Raw genomic sequence first — 16059 nt, 5'->3', positions numbered from 1 at the left:
GCCATGTTCAATCTGGCGACCGACGCAAGTTGCGCGGTTTTGATCTGGTTCGTCTGTGCCGCTATTCGAACTCCCCAAACGGCGGCGCTGGATGACGAGGATATCGATGTCGGAACTGGTTCAGGCGCTGGAACGCTTCAATCGCAAGGAGCGCAACTGGCTTGTCCGCGATGCGTTGGGATCACGCTCACGTTGCCTTTCCTTGGACTTCTTGGCTCGGCTAACGCGATCGATCCGGATGTTCGATGCCCACGTCGAGGTTCCAGCCGAGGCTTGGTGGGTAACCGATTTCACATCGATTGGCTGATCGCGGCGCTCACGCTTCGTAAGGGAGGAGAAAGTGCGGTTTCCGTCTCCCAAGTAAATGAGGATGACATCATCCGGGGGACGCAGCAGGACATCGACCTGGTCATCGCGTGGGGGACGACGCTGCTGCTTGTCGAGGCGAAGGGAGTAGGTTCTTGGCGCGGCTCAGGAACCCGCGACAAGCTCCTACGCCTCTCCCAGCTGCCCGCAGCAGTTTTTACCGGGATCGAGGTCTACATGCTCTTCTGCTCGCCAGCAGCCGGCGACCTACCTGAGGGGCCGCTTCCATCCTGGGTGCGAAACCACGTGCATCCGCTGCATATCGCGTTGGAGCCGCCCCGTGTCGCATCCGGGTTCCTGCGCGTCGAACGGTGCAGCACGGTCGGCAAGTTTAGCACAGCGGATGCAAAGGGCCGCCACTGGCGCATTGTTCCCGCGCCTATCTGATGCCAAGCAGCTCGACCCTCGCCCCATCCTATAAATGGGCGGAGATCAGCCGGGGTCTGCACTGCGAGGACTTGGGCATATAGCGACTATCGCAATTCGCGCGATGTCGAGACTGCGGGCGTCTCGTATAACTGCGGCAAACGTCGCTTCCCCTACAGAAGAGGTCGATTTCGCCCGCGGCGTGCGTCGCTGCGAAGGTCTGCTTTCCGGCAACTGCCCAATGTCCGGAAATGGCGTATGCGTGCTGCGGACAAGCCAGCCCGCACAGGAGGGCTTAGGTTGGGTCCGTCGCGGCTTTTAACGCCTAGTCGGTGAAGGACAGGACGGCTTCGCTCGTTCGGTGCTGGGACCTATGAGCAATGTAAAGACGTATCCCGGGCTTTACCTCGCCGCTCTCGACTCGTGCTCGCTTCGTTGAGTCTCGACCCTAGCGACGCCTGCATCTTAGGAATGACTAGCCGAATTTGCCCAAGATTGGCGCGACAATCTCAATGGGAGCTAGCTCGCCCTCTTCGTCATCGATTGAAGCACCGGTCTCGGTGCCCCACGTCTCGAAGTCGCAGCTCCATAACGACACTTTGCTCGAACGGAAGGGATGCCCTCCCTCTGGCAGTCCTACAAAGACGAAGCAGTTATCACGCTGTTTGACACTCAACTCCTTAAATTCAACGCCAATGGCTGCCCACTTTTTGAAGGCGCCAATTACATTGTCAGGAATAATATCCAGATCGGGAAGAGGGCCACTTTTGACGGCCATGAGCTTATCCTTCGCAAAGAAGCTCGTTAGCGCTACGACCTCATCAAAAACCTTCTGAACACTAACCCCATGCGGCTGATTGTGTGTGATCGAATATGGCGGGTTGTCCAGAACCACAGATTGCACCCCAGCTAGCTCTTTCAAAAAGCCTGTCGCTTGCGAAGCGACTGCCTCCGGCGTTCCTGCAATTGCTGCGCTTCTTGTAAGGTCGAATATTCGCGTACCTACCCGCCGTCCAAGAGCGCTATGAAACGCCCAATATTCCTTCTGCTGAGCGACAAGCGCTTGCCGGCTTGCTTGAACTGCAGCGAGTTCAGCCTCTAGTGCGGTAACAGCCTGCTCGGCTCGATCCGCAGCGTTCTTGAGGTCGCTCACGTCGACCCACATCGTCGCGGATCTACCCTCCTCAGAGGGCAGCGCAATGCAGCGCATCCACCGACTGTCGTCTGTCTGAATGTCGGTATCGAACGCATTGAGATGGGCCGCCGAAAGCTCGGTTGCCGCCGCGCCGGGAAGCCCAACCACCCGATCGAAATTCTCGCTATAGAAGAGGCGATGCTCCTCGTCAGTCACGGTAAACGCGATACCAGTCGCACTTTGAAGTTGTGCGCCGACCGCAGAAAATACATCCTGGAGTGGCTTGGGCTCAGGCACGGCACGGCGCCCCTCGGTCGTTAGCGCAATCGTGGACTCACGGCCTGCGGTCTTGCGAACTAGGAGACCGCCTGCCTCCAGCATTGAGATGAGGCGGGATAGGTTTGCCTCCTCGACCGCCAAACGACGCTTCAGCTCCTTGCGGGGCATCTGACCGTTGGCTCTTGCCAGGTGTTCTAGGAGTGGCAGCACATGGCGCCGTCCAAGAGCGCTGTCGGGCGGCTGCAAGTCCGCGTATCGCGCGGTACGAGCCACCATGTCTCCAAGCACCTCGATCTGACGGGCGGCGTCAACGAGCCCCTTTTTCTCGAAAAGACGCTCACTGAAACGATATACGTCGATCCAATCGTCAAGATCCTCAGGCGCTGATCGCGCTCGAATGAAGCGCCAAGCAATCTCCTGCAAGGCTGGATAGGTCTTGCGGGCAGCAGTCTCAGGCGAATGACCGACGATTTCGCCGATCAGCGACTTTGCTTCGGCTGCGCCGACCTCGCCTATCGCGAGCTCCCGCATACGAAGGACAAATCCATTATCTGACATTCTGACAACCTTCAGATTGTTCAGCAAACTTCAACATTCGATATAAGCATGCCCCCCAACCCGTTGCAAATCATGTAACGGCCCGAATGCTGAAATGTTGCTGAACAAAAGTGTCTTTTTCGACCAGGCCTCGGATCCCGCCCGTAGCCGGCAGGACATAACCGATCACGTCGTCATCACGCGGTGGATATGATTGTTGAGCGACAAACGGACGCGAGCTGAAACGATCGTGAAGGCGCTGCGCAGCCCCAACGTGCTCCCTGATCGTTTTGGCATCGCCGCATGACGGCGTCAGCATGAAATCAACGTCCAGCTCGCTGAACGGCGTGTCATGCGAATGGCAAAGATCTTTGCAGATTGGAAAAGCGATCAAGCCTATCGCTGTCACCATGACGGGGATCGACCTCCCCGGCTGAATATCTTCGTGCCGTTTGTCTGGATCGGAATAGACAACGATCTTGCGGTACTCGAACAACGGCTTTCCGCTGCCCGAGTACACGTACCCCCGGTTAGTGAACGCGCCTGCAACCTCGTCGTGGAATGAGCCGCCAACGACGATGACTGGGGATGGCAAAGTCCGCTCGCTTAGCGCCAAAAGCTCGTCGGAGATTACGCTTCTCATAGCGGGGTCGATGGTCAGTTCGGGGAACACGTGCGCAAAGCTGTTGTTTTGCCCCGCCTCGGCCAGCTGTTGTCGAACCATCGTTTCTGTGGGGCCTTCGACGCCAGCAACAAGAAAGCAGCCGTCTCGCACTCCGTCGGCCTCTGGAAATTTAACCTCCGAGAAAGTGGTGGCGCTGAACGAAAATTCAGCCAGACCACGCCCCAACTCGCGATGATCCTTGAGGAAGATTTGGTGTCCGCGCGCGTCGCAGCGGAGCACTCGCATATGTGTTACGCCGCGGCGGGAAAAAGGGCGCTGATCTTTCGCTTTATCAACTGGCGAAGCCTTCGAACTCCGTCTCGGCGCGGGGATCAGAAAGAAACTCTTACCGCCCGCCGAAACGATCCACTCCTCAGGATCGACGGATCGGCCTGTCTCGGCTTCCAGATACTGATTCTCAGCCGCGCGCAGTAGCCCTCCGATAATCCTACAGGCTTCTCTGTCCGGAGTGTCAGGATCAGGAACGGCGAGCAGAGCGCTAGGCCGGATACATGAATCGGCCTCGTGTAAGATCTCCCTTTCGCTGACCTCCTCGTACTTACCGCGAAGACCGGAGGGAGCAATTCGGAGAAGGCGCCAAAGGCCAACAACGACCTCGGGCGTAACATGCCCGCTGCGCACCGGCTCAAACAGCGCCGGGAGAGCCGCTGAGACCTCAGCGTACCACTCGTCATAAGCAAGCTCTTCCATGATACCGCCAAGGTAATCCACACGGCTTCGTTTATGGATCCCTGCGACGATTCTCTAGGATCGGGAAGCGATTCCTTCGGTCAGCGGCGAGCCTTGAAAGCCGGGAACAGAGGAATTCAGCTCATAGCGTGGTGATTATGACTTCTTGGGCGATAGATCAAATAGATAGAGCTGACCCTATGGGCGAGGCTCCTTTCAACTGGTTGTGTAGCCGATGCGCAGAGTGCGGAGAGAAAAGGTGCCGAGGATATTGCCTTGCCTGCGGGCTCCGAAGTCACTCCTCGGGCTCAAGTCCAGCATCAAGCCTGGGCAATCTTCATAGCCGAAGGCCGCAATGCAGCGAGAAGCCAGCACGATCTTGTCAGACGGGGTATCGAGCAAATGTCGCACCGGATCGGCGACGAAGTCCGCCAGAGGTATCATCTGAAGGGGAACTGCGTTCCCTGCGCGAGGAGCCGATGACGCGCAAGATCGACGCGTACGACCGCTTCTCCGATCGCTGCCGAGCGAAACCGGACGTTCTTTTATCAGTCGGATGCCCGGTTGATTGGAATTGCTACCGTCCCTCCCACGCGCCAGACATTCTTCAACGAGCTGGCCGGCAATGTCCGCTTGCTGGCAGCCGCCCAATGTCCGGAAGTGGCGCACATTAGGCCGAGCGAGCCGTCCGCCCGGCAGACGTATAATTCACGCCCTAACTCGGATTCCACAGATACAGAGTGGACCGCGTCAGGCTTGACGTCGTCGATCTCGCGGCGAAGACTCTGGAAGTCCGGGCGCGGCCGGTCCTGCGCCACCGACTTGAAGGCCTTGGGAGTCCTGGGCTCGCGCGGCACGCGGCGCATCCTGGCCGCGACATCGTCCTGCAAGATCGTCTCATGGAAGCGTTTGAGCGTGGCTTGCGGCGCCTGCTTCAACGGCTCGAAGCTCGTCGCCTCGCCTGAGCAATCGCCCTCGCCAAGATCGTCTGAGATGTTTGGGCGGTCGCACAGGATGTGAACGCGAGCATGGCATGAGACGGCGCCAGTTTGCTTCACTGCTCGGTGGCACCGCGCTGCCGATGTCGCCGGACTCGCTCGACAGCAGCGGGCGTTCCGGTAGCGCCATGACGCTTCAGCGGCCTTCGCTGTCATCGTCGCGTGGAACCGCCGTCGAGCCCATCCAAATGTGACCTCGTGGCGGCAAGCAGGCTTGCCTCGACGTCTTCGACGGGCTTTTTCGCAAGAATTCGGGAGGCCTGTAATTCGGGAGGCCTGTAAGATGTCGGCGCCGGGACCTGTCAGGCCTTCACGAAGCGATATCCGCGACGAACATGGAGCGATCGTCGGGGCGTCGAAGATCGCGCGCGACATCAGTGAACGGATCCAGGCTCAGGCGCGCCAGACACTGTTGATGCGCGAGATGAACCACCGCATCAAAAATCTCTTCGCATTGACGGGCGGGCTCATTTCACTGAGCGCCCGATCAGCCGGCTCCGTCGAAGACTGACGCAGAAACTTCGCGAACGGGTAACAGCTCTCGCTCGGGCGCACGCGCTCACCATATCGGATGAGGCAGAAGGCAAGAGCTCCTCCACGGATCTCCTTAGCCTCGTGAAAGCAATCCTGTCGCCCTATGAGCGGCAGTCGCTGGAGATCACTGGGCCGGAGGTTACCGTTACGGGATCCGCCTTAACTGCCCTTGCTTTGGTTCTGCACGAACTTGCGACAAATGCCGCCAAGTACGGCGCTTTGTCTTCTCCAGGAGGACGGTTGTCGATAAACCTCGCTCGCGACGATGACATCCTGACGCTTCAGTGGAGCGAACGCGGAGGCCCCGAGATCAGTGCCGCGCCCTCCCCATCCAGCTTTGGAAGCAAGCTCGAGAAGGCAACACTGGGCGGTCTCGGGGCAACGATCGAACGGGAATGGAAAAGCGAGGGTTTGGTCCTTTCACTCACCCTGCCCTTTGATCGGCTGACTTAAACGCAAAATGCCGGGAGAGCTCTCTTGTTTCCCGAAGCGACCTCGGTGGATGATACCAAACCCCATCTTCCGAGCGGCTCTGCACAGCGACTGGTTCACGGCCGGCATTTTAGGCGTCAGGCACTGATCTCCCAGGAACTCGCCTAGGCAAACCTGGTTACTCGCTTATGCGCAAATATGAGCGCCCACGTGCCATGACATCGCTAGCCGCAATGACAACCGAGTGGTCAATTCCCTCGACAGTGACTCTTGGATCTTCCGTCCGGGCCAAGGGGATCGAGCGCGAACTGCGACGCAGGCTACCTTGGACCATGCGGAAATTCCTCCGAGTCGAGGCAGGGAGAGCTGTGCTGCACCTGCCGGATGCAAAGGAGCACGATTTCGAGGCCGCATCCGCATCAATCTCCCAAGCAATGCTTGGTCTGGCTGACCTACCGGTGCTTCCCAAGGAGGCCGAGGATATCCTCTCGATGTCTTCCCGCGAGCGCCATAAGTGGATGAAGGCCGGTCGCTTAAAAAGCGCTGGAACGCGAACTGTTAAGTTGCGCGGGCGATCGAAGGCGGTGACCTTCCACATCTTCGAGCCGGCGCACATTGAGCATATCCTCAACGGCGATTTGACGGAGATCTGGCGCGAGGAAGATGCTGTTGCGCTAGCCGAGAACCGCAGCCGAGGTGCTGGCAAGGCTGCCCTGACGCGTGCGGCAAAAGGAAAGGCCAAATCCACGTCCGCCCCCACGGCATCGCAAGAGGCCGAAGTTCCGCTTGAAGGCTGGGAGGAATTCGCCACCAAGGGGTTTCTACGCTGAATGATCGAGCCGATTGTGGCTGCGATGCAGCGCTTCGCTGGAAAGCCGGCGACGATTACATTTCTAATTTGCAGATACCTGAGACATTTCAAAGCAATTGAAACAACAAAGCGACGGCGACCCAAACCATTCCAACGATCGGCGTACCTGTCTTTTACTCTGCCTAGATCAATGGGACGGTCTCTACCGGGACAATAGTCGGGCGCGCGCCACCTGTGGACGCAGCATAAGTGCTTTGGCGCTCGCGAAGCGTGAACCCAACATCGATCTTTTTGTGAGGCGCGGCTTCGCCAGCGAGCCTCTGCAGCAGCACCTGTCCAGCCTGCCTGCCCATCTCGAAACGATCGACGCTCACGGTCGTCAACGCAGGGTTGATCGACGTGGCGATTGGTAGATCGTCAAAGCCACAGATCGCAAGCTGATCCGGCATCGACACGCCGCGCCTTTGGCATTCGAAGATGGCGCCAACAGCCATTACGTCGGTGGAACAGACAAGCAGGTCGATCGGCTTCGGCAGGTTTAAAGCATGACCGACAGCCTCGCCCCCACCCAGAAAGCTATTCTGGTAACGAAAGACGAGGTCGTCCATGTCCAGACCAAGTTCGCGCGACGCAGCCAGATAGCCCTCGAGACGATCCGCCATGCGGTCGTTGGGCTCGACGGCGTTGGTGACAATGGCCATACGTCGGTGCCCTCGCCTGTGAAGCAGGTGCACCATCTGCCGTGCGGCTTCGTAGTTGTCGTAACCGACGACGGAATCGATCGGGTTATCGGTCAGGTTCGAACACTCAACCACTGGAAGACCGCTGGCTTCGATCAAGCGCCGCGTCTGCGGGGTATGCCAGGCTCCCGTGAGATAGAACGCGTCTGGCCGTCGCTCCAGAAAGTCGGTCACGATCTGCTCTTCGCGCTCGATCGAGTAGCCGCAGTGGCCGATCATCAGCTGGATGCCGTTCTCATGCAGGACGTCACTAAGACCCTGCATGACCTCAGCGTGCTGGGTGTAACCGATGGCTGGAATGATCGCGCTGATCATACCGGTCCTGTTTGCAGCCAACCCACGGGCGACGAGGTTGGGCATGTAGCCTAACTCGCGGATGCAAGCCTCGACCTTCTCGCGGGTCTCCGGCGAGACGTTCCTGGAGCCGTTTAGGACGCGCGAAACAGTACCGGCACCAACATTCGCCAATCTTGCAACATCGGCGATTTTTACGCGCACGGAACTCTCCCACGGACATCTGCCGAAGCTGATTCCTATTTCAGCCGACGATCGCGGCCAAGTCCAAATTTTACGATTGACACTCTTATCTACCCGACATAGTCAATATGGAAGCGCTTCCAATTTAAGAAGAGGCGCCTGAAATCGAATGGAAGAACACGAAGCTGCGTTTGCTCGCAGCACTGTTTCCAGCCGAATCGTATTTCGCGACCGTGCGCATCGCCGTTCGTTATCGATCAACTGTGCCTATACTTAAACACCGGCAAAGCGAGAACGAAAGCGTATGTCCATCTCCGGCAAACTCACAGATCTCGCCGGCCAAACGGCCATCGTGACCGGCGGTGCGCGAGGCTTGGGTCTGGGCATCGCCCAGAGATTGGCCGTCGCCGGCTGCCGCGTGGCGCTGTGGGACGTCAATTTCAGCAGCTTCGATGAAGACAATGCCGGTTTTGCCCCTATCCTGAAGCAGAAGGTCGATGTCTCGGACGCTGCGGCTGTCGATGTCGCCTTTACCGAAGTCGTCGCCAAGGCTGGCCGGGTCGAGATCCTGGTGAACAACGCCGGAATCAACGGCCCTATCCACGCGGTGTCGGACTACCCGATTGAAGCGTGGCAGAGGGTACTGGCGATTGATCTCAACGGCGTCTTTCATGGCTGCCGGAGCGCCGTCCCCCATATGCGTGAAAGGGGATATGGCCGGATCATCAATGTGGCATCGATCGCTGGCAAGGAAGGCAACCCCGGAGGCAGCGCTTACGCTGCCGCAAAGGGCGGCGTTATCGCGTTCAGCAAATCTCTCGCCAAGGAGCTCGCCACGTCGGGCGTCCTGGTGAACTGCATCGCGCCGACCATGGCCGAGACCGAGCTCCTCCAGGAGATGACGCCCGAATTCATCGCGAGCATCCGCTCGAAGATCCCGATGGCCAGGTTCCTCCGGATCGAAGAGGTGGCCGAGATGGTCGCCTGGATCGCAAGCCCCGCCTGCAGCTTCACGACCGGCTTCACATTCGACCTGACGGGCGGCCGCGCGACGTACTGAGAGTGACCAATCCCGACGCGGCGGCAGCCGTCTCGCGACAAGGCAAGAGCCAACAAGGTCTCGGCGAAAAGCACGATGGGAGGTGTCATGTCGACTGAAACGACCGCTCACGTGGGGCCGCCCCAGGGAGAGATGCCGTCGCTCTTTAAGCGTTCCCCGTCGCGGTCGCTCAGGCAGGCCGGTTGGCTGACACTCGCGTGCATGGTCCTGGCTGTCTTCTCCCTGTTCCCCTTAATCGCTCTCGTTGTCCGCGGCTTCGTCGAGACCGAGGGCGGGCGCCTTATCCTCACATTCAGCGCCGTCAAGACGGTCATGAGCCAATCCGGCTATTGGTTCGCCGCTTGGAACACGGTCGTCGTCTCGATCGGATCGATGATCCTCGCCGCCGTCATCGGTGTCATCTTGGCCTGGTGCTTGGTGCGCACCAACGTGCCTTTCGCGCGGCTGCTGGAACAGCTCGCGACGATGCCGATCTTCATCCCGCCCTTCATCGGCGCCTTCGCATGGGTCTTGATCGGCGCCCCGCGGATCGGCTTGTTCAATCTGCCGGCCAAGGGGCTTGGGTTCGGTGAGCCGCTCGATATCTACACCTATACGGGCCTCATCTGGACGATTGGTATCTACATCGCGCCCTATGTGATGATGATTGTCGCTTCGGCGCTGCGCAACATGGATCCCAGCCTCGAGGAGGCGGCGCAGGTCGCCGGCCTCAGCCGTGTGCAGACCATGTTCCGGATCACGCTTCCCGTCGTTGCGCCATCAATCCTGTCGGGCTCGGTGCTCGCCTTCGTGATCAGCATCGGTCTGTTCGGCACGCCCGTCCTCCTCGGGATGACGAAGGAAATCTACCTCGTCACGGCGCGGATCTATCTCGAACTGCAACAGTTTCCACCGAGCTTCGGCATCGTCGCCGTTCTAGCGATCTACCTGATGATCCTCTCCGTCATCGCCAACCTACTCCAGGGCTGGGCTTTGCGCGGGCGGTCCTTCGTCACCGTGACAGGCAAGGGCTTTCGACCGCGCATCATTCAGCTGGCCGCAGGGCGGTATGTCGTAGCGAGCATCATCTGGCTCTACCTACTGCTGACGGTGATCGGGCCGATCATCATCATCGTTGCGGCTTCCGTCTCGACCTACACTTGGTCGGGGAAGTTCACGTGGAACAACATCGCCTTCCTTTGGGAATCCCAGGACGTGCGCTCCACGCTCTGGAACAGCCTGATCATCACGATACTCGCGGCGAGCGCGACCACGGTTCTCGGCTTGATCGTGTCGTGGATCACGGCACGGACGCGCATGCGCGGCAGGCAGTTCCTCGAGCACGTCGTCCTTCTGCCGATGTCGGTGCCGAGCCTCGCATTCGCGCTGGGAGTCAGCTTCTTCTGGCTATGGGTGCCGTGGAGCGTCTACGGCACGGTCTGGATTATCATCATCGGCTTGATCGGGCGCTACATCAGCTACTCCGTGCGATCGATCACCAGCAGCCTGATCCAGATTCATCCCGAGCTTGAAGAGAGCGCTCGCATATCGGGCTTCGGCTGGGGAAGCACGATGTGGCGCGTGACGCTGCCGCTCGTCCTGCCCGCGATCATCTCCAGTTGGGTGATGGTCTACTCGATCTTCATCTCCGAGCTGTCGATGGTCCTCCCGCTCTACACGACGAGCTCTCGCACGCTGTCGATCTTAAGTTTCGACACCTGGGCGGTTGGGGAATTCTCCCTCGTCGCCTCGCTTTCGCTGCTGCAACTGCTGCTGGGCGTGGGCGTCATGTGGTTCGTCACGCACATCACCAAACAGCGGCAGATCGCGGCAACTTGAGCCGAGCGTGCAGCGCCAGGAGAGACTGACATGAGCGTTCGAGTTGAAGGACTGACCAAAACATTCGGGCACCTGCGCGCGATCGATGATCTCAGCGTGACGTTTCAGTCCGGCAAGATTTCCGTGCTGCTGGGGGCCAGCGGCTGCGGCAAGACAACGACATTGCGCTGCATCGCGGGGCTCGAAACCCCCGACGGCGGCGAGATCCTGATCGAGAACGAGGCGGTCTACGCTTCGGCGCGCGGCGTGGACCAGCCGCCCGAGAAGCGTCGGCTGGGCATGGTCTTCCAGTCCTACGCGATCTGGCCGCATTTGACCGTAGCGGGCAATGTCTCGATGCCGCTTCAGGCGCATAAGGTGCCGAAGGATGAGATCGCCAGGCGCGTCAAGGAGACGCTCGCGATCGTCGGCCTCAGCGACCAGGCCGAGAAGAGTGCGATGAAACTGTCCGGCGGACAGCAGCAGCGCGTCTCGATCGCGCGCTGTCTCGTCGGCAATCCGCGTCTCATCCTGATGGACGAGCCTCTCAGCAACCTCGATGCCAAGCTGCGTGTCGAAATGCGTCAGGAGATCCGGCATCTCCAGGAGCGGATTAGCGCCACGATTCTGTTCGTGACCCACGACCAGGAAGAGGCGATGTCGTTGGGTGATGAGATCTTTCTCTTCGATAAGGGGCGCGTCGTCCAAAAGGGGCCCCCAGAAGATCTCTACTTCCGCCCGGTCGTTCGTTACGTGGCCGAGTTCCTCGGAAAGGCCAATCTCTTCAATGTTGAGATTCGGCCTGACAAGGATGGCGCCAGCGTTGCAGCCTTGCCTTCCGGCGAGGTCATCACGCGAGGCAGCATCCAGGGCGGCGCCACGGAGCGAGAGGCCCTCTGCATGGTTCGTCCCGAATCGTGGAGGGTTTCTGGTCAAGGGGAAGCAGGCCTGCCGGCCCTCGTCCGCGAGGTGATGTTTGTCGGAGATCGCCGCGAACTCCGCGTCGACACTCCCATCGGGCCCCAGATCGTCGTGACCTATGGATACCAGCGCTTCTCAGTCGGCGATCGGCTGTCGCTGACCGTCGCGCCTGACTTGGCCCACCTTTTCGAGGGGCAGGCCTGAAGACCTCGGCGCTCCATGCAACCGCGGTGGAGCGTTCGGATGCAGGACGTGCGCGGGCTCACAACAGACTTCGTCAGAAGCCAAATTCGGAGGGAATACGATGACATCCACCAAAACCCGGCGCGGAGTCCTGCGCGGACTTGCCACCGCGAGCACGCTTGCCCTGCTAGCGTCCTTGTCCGTCACGCAGTCGGCGAGGGCCGCCGATGCCGCCTTGATCGCTGCTGCCGAAAAGGAAGGACAGATCGTCGTTTATGGCGACCCGTTCACCGTCCCGTTGCTGCTGAAAGCATTCGGCGCCAAATATCCCAAGATCAAGGTCACATCAGCGACTGGCGACGGGTGGCAGATATATAACCGCTTCGTGGCCGAGAATGGGGCCAACCGGCCACTGATGGACGTCATGTACCAGGCGGAAGACACCGTTATCACCGCAAAGACGTCCGGGTATCTCGCCAATTTCACCAGCAGCGAAGTGGGCAGTCTGACCAAGCTCGGCCTTCCTGCTGGTGGTGGCTACGTTCGCGGCAACGGCAACCTTATCATGTTCGCCTACAACCATGAGGCCATGGCCAAGAAGCCACTGCCCAAGGACTGGACTGACTACATCACCCCGCCAGCGGAATGGGAGGGTCTCGGCGCGATGTCGAATCCCGGCTCGTCCTCAGCGACATTCGCCACGATCGCTGCGCTCTACCAAACCTATGGTGCGGAAAAAGGAGGCGCTATCCTGAAAGGCTTCCGAAGCGCCAAAGGCGAACTGAACCCGTCGATGGGCGTCATGGCGACGAAACTTCAGACGGGCGAACGACCGCTCGATTTCTTCAACATCACCACGGCGGTCTCGGGCATCATCGCCAAGGGGGCGCCCGTCACGATGGCCGTGCCGGCATCTGGTGGCGTCGCGCAGTTCAACGCCATCGGCATCAGCGCCAAAGCCCCCAACCCGAACGCGGCCCGTCTGCTGGCGGACTTCGCACTGACAGCCGAGATGCAGGCGGTCTTCTCCGAAGCAGGCGTTTATCCGGTGAGGACCGGCGTCGCGTCGCCTAAGGGCTTGCCCGTCCTGACCGAGGTCAAGCTGATGGATCTGGATCTCGAAAAGGCTCTGAAGGACCGCGAGACCATCCTGAACTGGTGGGCGACCAGTACGGGCTTCAGCTACCGCTGAGCCCATTCGCTACCAGGAGATGACGACCGGGACCCTAAATAGAGAAAGTCCATGCGATGAGAAAAGCCATCGATCTGCGCCAAGTCTCGGTTGCGAACCTCACGATCGGGCGCATCAGCCCGGTCGAGTTCATCGAGAAGGCCGCTGCAGCCGGGTTCGGTGCGGTCGGCCTGCTCATGATGAGCGCGACGGCGCAACCGCTTCAGCACGAGGTGGTTGGCCGCCCCGACATGATGAGGGCGGTGAAGGCGGCGTTGGCCGCTCACGACATGCGCGTCTTTGACATCGAAGCCTTCATCCTGTCCCCGCAGACGGATTTCGAGCGGATGCGCCCTGCTCTCGCCGCCGGTGCAGAACTGGGGGCGACCCATATTTCGTGTATTGGCACCGAATTCATCGGCAACACTGTGTTTCTGGAACCCGCGCAGCGCGTTGATCTCTTCGGTCGCCTCTGCGACGAGGCGGCGCAGTTTAACCTCCATGTTGGCGTCGAGTTCATGCTCTACCGCGACATCCGGACGTATGACGAGGCCCTTTCCATGATCGAGGCGGCCGGTCGATCCAATGCCGGCCTCATCCTCGACCTGCTGCACATCCAGCGTGCGAGGACGACGCCGGCCGATCTCGCCAAGATTCCGGCACACCGCGTGGCTTACGCCCAGTTGTGCGATGCCCCCGACCGCTCTCCCGCGCTCGAAGAGCTGCCTGTCGAGGCACGCACCTCACGGCTTCATCTGGGTGACGGGATTATACCGCTCGGCGAGATTCTTGACATCTTGCCAGACGGCACGCCGCTTGTGATCGAAACGCCCGTCGCGGCTGAGGCTGCCTGGTCGGTCGAGGCGCGACTCATGGCTGCCGCCAATAACGCCGAGACCTTCTTCCAGGAACAGCTGGCGCAGGCCTGACATTATGAACGTAGAGGAGTGCGATGTTCTGGTGATCGGCTCCGGTGCCGGCGGCCTGTCTGCCGCTGTCACAGCTGCCTGGCACGGTCTCAAGGTCATTGTGGCCGAGAAGGAGCCTGTCTTCGGCGGCACTACCGCGTGGTCAGGTGGCTGGATATGGGCGCCGCTCAACCCGCTGGCCAAACGCGCCGGTATCGTCGAGGACATCGACGCACCGCGAACCTACCTCCGGAATGTCCTCGGCAATAATTTCAACGAGGTGCGCGTCGAGGCCTTCCTCACCGCCGGGCCGGAGATGGTGGCCTTCTTCGCGGAGAACACTGCTCTGCAATTCGAAGACGGCAACAGGATATGCGACACCTACGGCGCTGTTCCGGGTGCCGGCACGGGCGGGCGCTCGATCATCGCCGCTCCCTATGACGCCCGTGGCCTCGGGGACTTAATCAAGCGTCTCCGCCATCCGCTGCGCGAGACGACCTTCCTGGGCATGACCATCCAGGCCGGTTCGGATCTGGCTGCCTTCATGAACGTGACGCGATCGCCGAAAGCTCTGGTTCATGTTGCCCGGCGCTTCGTCCGGCACGTCATCGACCTCGCCCTCCATCGCAGAGGCATGCAACTTCGCAATGGCCTGGCGCTCGTTGGCCGGCTGCTCCGGTCAGCCGCCGATCTCGGTGTGGATCTGCGTGAAGCGTCCCCCGCGACCAAGCTGTTGATCGAGGGCGGTGTAGTTCGAGGCGCGCTCTTGAACAGACGGGACGGCGAGCTTGAAGTCAGGGCGCGCCGTGGTGTCGTTCTCGCAGCCGGCGGGTTCCCGCACGATGCTGCGCGACGCCGCGACACCTTTCCGGCCGATGGGCAGCATTGGACGCTTGCCGTTCCATCCGCGACGGGCGACGGTTTGCGGCTGGGCGAGTCGGCTGGCGGTACCGTCGACACCATGCTCGCTGCGCCCGGTGCTTGGTGCCCGGTCTCGCTCGTTCCTTTTCCCGACGGCACGACTGGTCGCTTTCCCCACATCATCGAGCGCGGCAAGCCGGGGATCATCGGGGTGCTCGGCAATGGCAGACGCTTTTGTAACGAGGGCGATGGCTACCACGATTATGTCGCCGCCATGCTCGCAGCCGTGCCGGATGGAGAGGAGATTGCATCCTGGCTGGTCTGCACGCGCGCCTTCCAGCGCCGGTATGGGCTGGGCATCGCCCGACCGACACCGCTGCCGGTCGAGCCCTACATCAAGTCCGGCTACATCAAGGTCGGTGCGACGATCGCCGAGCTCGCAAAGGCCTGCGGCATCGATCCCACGGGTCTCGAAAAAACCCTCGCAGAATTCAACAGACATGCGCGAGAGGGAGCTGACCCTGAGTTCGGCCGAGGCTCTACGCCATACAACCGACTTCAGGGCGATGCCGCCAACAAGCCGAACCCTTGCGTCGCTCCAATCGATCAAGGGCCATTCTATGCGGTCAAAGTCCTGCCCGGCAGCTTCGGCACGTTCGCGGGGCTCAAGACGGACGGCAGCGGGCGGGTGCTCAGTGCATCCGCTGAGCCCATCCCAGGCCTGTACGCGGCTGGTACCGACATGGCGAGTGTGATGGGTGGTCACTATCCGGCCGGCGGAATCAATCTCGGTCCCGCCATGACGTTCGGCTTCATCGCAGGTCGGCATTTGGCCAGTCATCAAAATTAGGAGGCGCGGTCAAACCCAAGCCACTCGTCGAAGATGCGATCTTTCGAAGGCCCAAGAACTCGCGAGACAGGACGAAACTCTTTACGTAGCCGCAGACGGCACGACCGTTCCAAAACGGAAACTCAATTGCCGCCTTCGTCTCCGAAACGACGTAGCGCTTCGGCATTAGCGACTGTGATCGAGCCATAAATGTAGACCTGGACAAATCGTCTGGCTCGTCGTCCGGCCAAGCCGCGGCGAACCTATGCTGGCCGTCGAGACAGCGGCCGTCGACGTAGC

Annotated in this window: 15 protein-coding genes and 1 pseudogene; 11 read left to right on the top strand and 5 right to left on the bottom strand. The window is 60.3% G+C overall.

Annotated features, from left to right (window positions below; genetic code table 11):
* Positions 1-3 precede the first annotated feature (3 nt).
* A complete protein-coding gene (locus tag C4S73_RS27965) occupies positions 4-753 on the top strand; it encodes a hypothetical protein (protein ID WP_146071408.1) in 750 nt (249 codons plus the stop codon).
* A 454-nt stretch (positions 754-1207) separates the two neighbouring features.
* Here the strand turns inward: C4S73_RS27965 and C4S73_RS18415 are convergent, their stop codons facing one another.
* The 4 genes from C4S73_RS18415 to C4S73_RS18400 form a co-directional block, all read right to left on the bottom strand.
* Complete coding sequence (locus C4S73_RS18415; RefSeq protein ID WP_146071407.1) at positions 1208-2731, bottom strand: helix-turn-helix domain-containing protein; 1524 nt, start codon at positions 2729-2731, stop codon at positions 1208-1210.
* Between the two features lie 43 nt (positions 2732-2774).
* Positions 2775-4058, bottom strand: coding sequence for a carbon-nitrogen hydrolase family protein (locus tag C4S73_RS18410; RefSeq protein ID WP_160115829.1), 1284 nt, complete (start codon positions 4056-4058; stop codon positions 2775-2777).
* Between the two features lie 195 nt (positions 4059-4253).
* On the bottom strand, positions 4254-4481 hold the full coding sequence (locus C4S73_RS18405; RefSeq protein ID WP_103873998.1) for a hypothetical protein: 228 nt from the start codon (positions 4479-4481) through the stop codon (positions 4254-4256).
* 104 nt (positions 4482-4585) lie between these two features.
* Complete coding sequence (locus tag C4S73_RS18400; protein WP_146071406.1) at positions 4586-4975, bottom strand: hypothetical protein; 390 nt, start codon at positions 4973-4975, stop codon at positions 4586-4588.
* A gap of 343 nt (positions 4976-5318) precedes the next feature.
* Between C4S73_RS18400 and C4S73_RS18395 the strand changes: the two genes are divergently transcribed.
* From C4S73_RS18395 to C4S73_RS18385, 4 genes and pseudogenes are all read left to right on the top strand, one after another.
* The gene (locus C4S73_RS18395) at positions 5319-5546 is read left to right on the top strand and encodes a sensor histidine kinase (protein WP_103873996.1); all 228 of its coding nucleotides are present in this window, start codon (positions 5319-5321) and stop codon (positions 5544-5546) included.
* Positions 5489-5647 (top strand): annotated as a pseudogene (locus C4S73_RS29080) (hypothetical protein); the annotation flags it as partial. The gene C4S73_RS18395 and the pseudogene C4S73_RS29080, both read left to right, overlap by 58 nt.
* Before the next feature lie 3 nt (positions 5648-5650).
* On the top strand, positions 5651-6022 hold the full coding sequence (locus C4S73_RS18390) for a sensor histidine kinase (protein WP_103873995.1): 372 nt from the start codon (positions 5651-5653) through the stop codon (positions 6020-6022).
* A gap of 347 nt (positions 6023-6369) precedes the next feature.
* The gene (locus C4S73_RS18385) at positions 6370-6831 is read left to right on the top strand and encodes a hypothetical protein (protein WP_244595666.1); all 462 of its coding nucleotides are present in this window, start codon (positions 6370-6372) and stop codon (positions 6829-6831) included.
* A 163-nt stretch (positions 6832-6994) separates the two neighbouring features.
* Here the strand turns inward: C4S73_RS18385 and C4S73_RS18380 are convergent, their stop codons facing one another.
* Entirely contained in the window at positions 6995-8050 is a 1056-nt protein-coding gene (locus C4S73_RS18380; protein ID WP_103873993.1) for a LacI family DNA-binding transcriptional regulator, read from the bottom strand.
* Between the two features lie 283 nt (positions 8051-8333).
* Here C4S73_RS18380 and C4S73_RS18375 point away from each other — a divergent pair, with 283 nt between their 5' ends.
* From C4S73_RS18375 to C4S73_RS18350, 6 genes are all read left to right on the top strand, one after another.
* Positions 8334-9089 carry an SDR family NAD(P)-dependent oxidoreductase gene (locus tag C4S73_RS18375; protein ID WP_103873992.1) on the top strand — a complete coding sequence of 252 codons (756 nt, stop codon included), beginning with the start codon at positions 8334-8336 and terminating at the stop codon, positions 9087-9089.
* Between the two features lie 201 nt (positions 9090-9290).
* Positions 9291-10907 carry an ABC transporter permease gene (locus C4S73_RS18370; RefSeq protein WP_244595665.1) on the top strand — a complete coding sequence of 539 codons (1617 nt, stop codon included), beginning with the start codon at positions 9291-9293 and terminating at the stop codon, positions 10905-10907.
* 30 nt (positions 10908-10937) lie between these two features.
* The gene (locus tag C4S73_RS18365; protein WP_103873990.1) at positions 10938-12011 is read left to right on the top strand and encodes an ABC transporter ATP-binding protein; all 1074 of its coding nucleotides are present in this window, start codon (positions 10938-10940) and stop codon (positions 12009-12011) included.
* Positions 12012-12225: 214 nt separating this feature from the next.
* Entirely contained in the window at positions 12226-13182 is a 957-nt protein-coding gene (locus C4S73_RS18360; protein WP_244595664.1) for an ABC transporter substrate-binding protein, read from the top strand.
* A gap of 56 nt (positions 13183-13238) precedes the next feature.
* Positions 13239-14090: a sugar phosphate isomerase/epimerase family protein gene (locus C4S73_RS18355; protein WP_103873988.1), complete on the top strand. Its 852-nt coding sequence runs from the start codon at positions 13239-13241 to the stop codon at positions 14088-14090.
* 4 nt (positions 14091-14094) lie between these two features.
* Positions 14095-15780, top strand: coding sequence for an FAD-dependent oxidoreductase (locus C4S73_RS18350; RefSeq protein ID WP_103873987.1), 1686 nt, complete (start codon positions 14095-14097; stop codon positions 15778-15780).
* Positions 15781-16059: the final 279 nt, after the last annotated feature.

The organism is Allobosea lathyri (assembly GCF_900108245.1).
In the GTDB taxonomy this organism is placed as follows: Bacteria; Pseudomonadota; Alphaproteobacteria; order Rhizobiales; family Beijerinckiaceae; genus Allobosea; species Allobosea lathyri.
This window is presented reverse-complemented; position numbering and strand designations above follow the sequence as displayed.

Coding starts and splice junctions, on each gene's coding strand:
- C4S73_RS18350 (WP_103873987.1), top strand. CDS start 14,095: ATGAACGTAGAGGAGTGCGATGTTCTGGTGATCGGCTCCGGTGCCGGC.
- C4S73_RS27965 (WP_146071408.1), top strand. CDS start 4: ATGTTCAATCTGGCGACCGACGCAAGTTGCGCGGTTTTGATCTGGTTC.
- C4S73_RS18395 (WP_103873996.1), top strand. CDS start 5,319: ATGTCGGCGCCGGGACCTGTCAGGCCTTCACGAAGCGATATCCGCGAC.
- C4S73_RS18375 (WP_103873992.1), top strand. CDS start 8,334: ATGTCCATCTCCGGCAAACTCACAGATCTCGCCGGCCAAACGGCCATC.
- C4S73_RS18365 (WP_103873990.1), top strand. CDS start 10,938: ATGAGCGTTCGAGTTGAAGGACTGACCAAAACATTCGGGCACCTGCGC.
- C4S73_RS18405 (WP_103873998.1), bottom strand. CDS start 4,481: ATGATACCTCTGGCGGACTTCGTCGCCGATCCGGTGCGACATTTGCTC.
- C4S73_RS18410 (WP_160115829.1), bottom strand. CDS start 4,058: ATGGAAGAGCTTGCTTATGACGAGTGGTACGCTGAGGTCTCAGCGGCT.
- C4S73_RS18355 (WP_103873988.1), top strand. CDS start 13,239: ATGAGAAAAGCCATCGATCTGCGCCAAGTCTCGGTTGCGAACCTCACG.
- C4S73_RS18370 (WP_244595665.1), top strand. CDS start 9,291: ATGGTCCTGGCTGTCTTCTCCCTGTTCCCCTTAATCGCTCTCGTTGTC.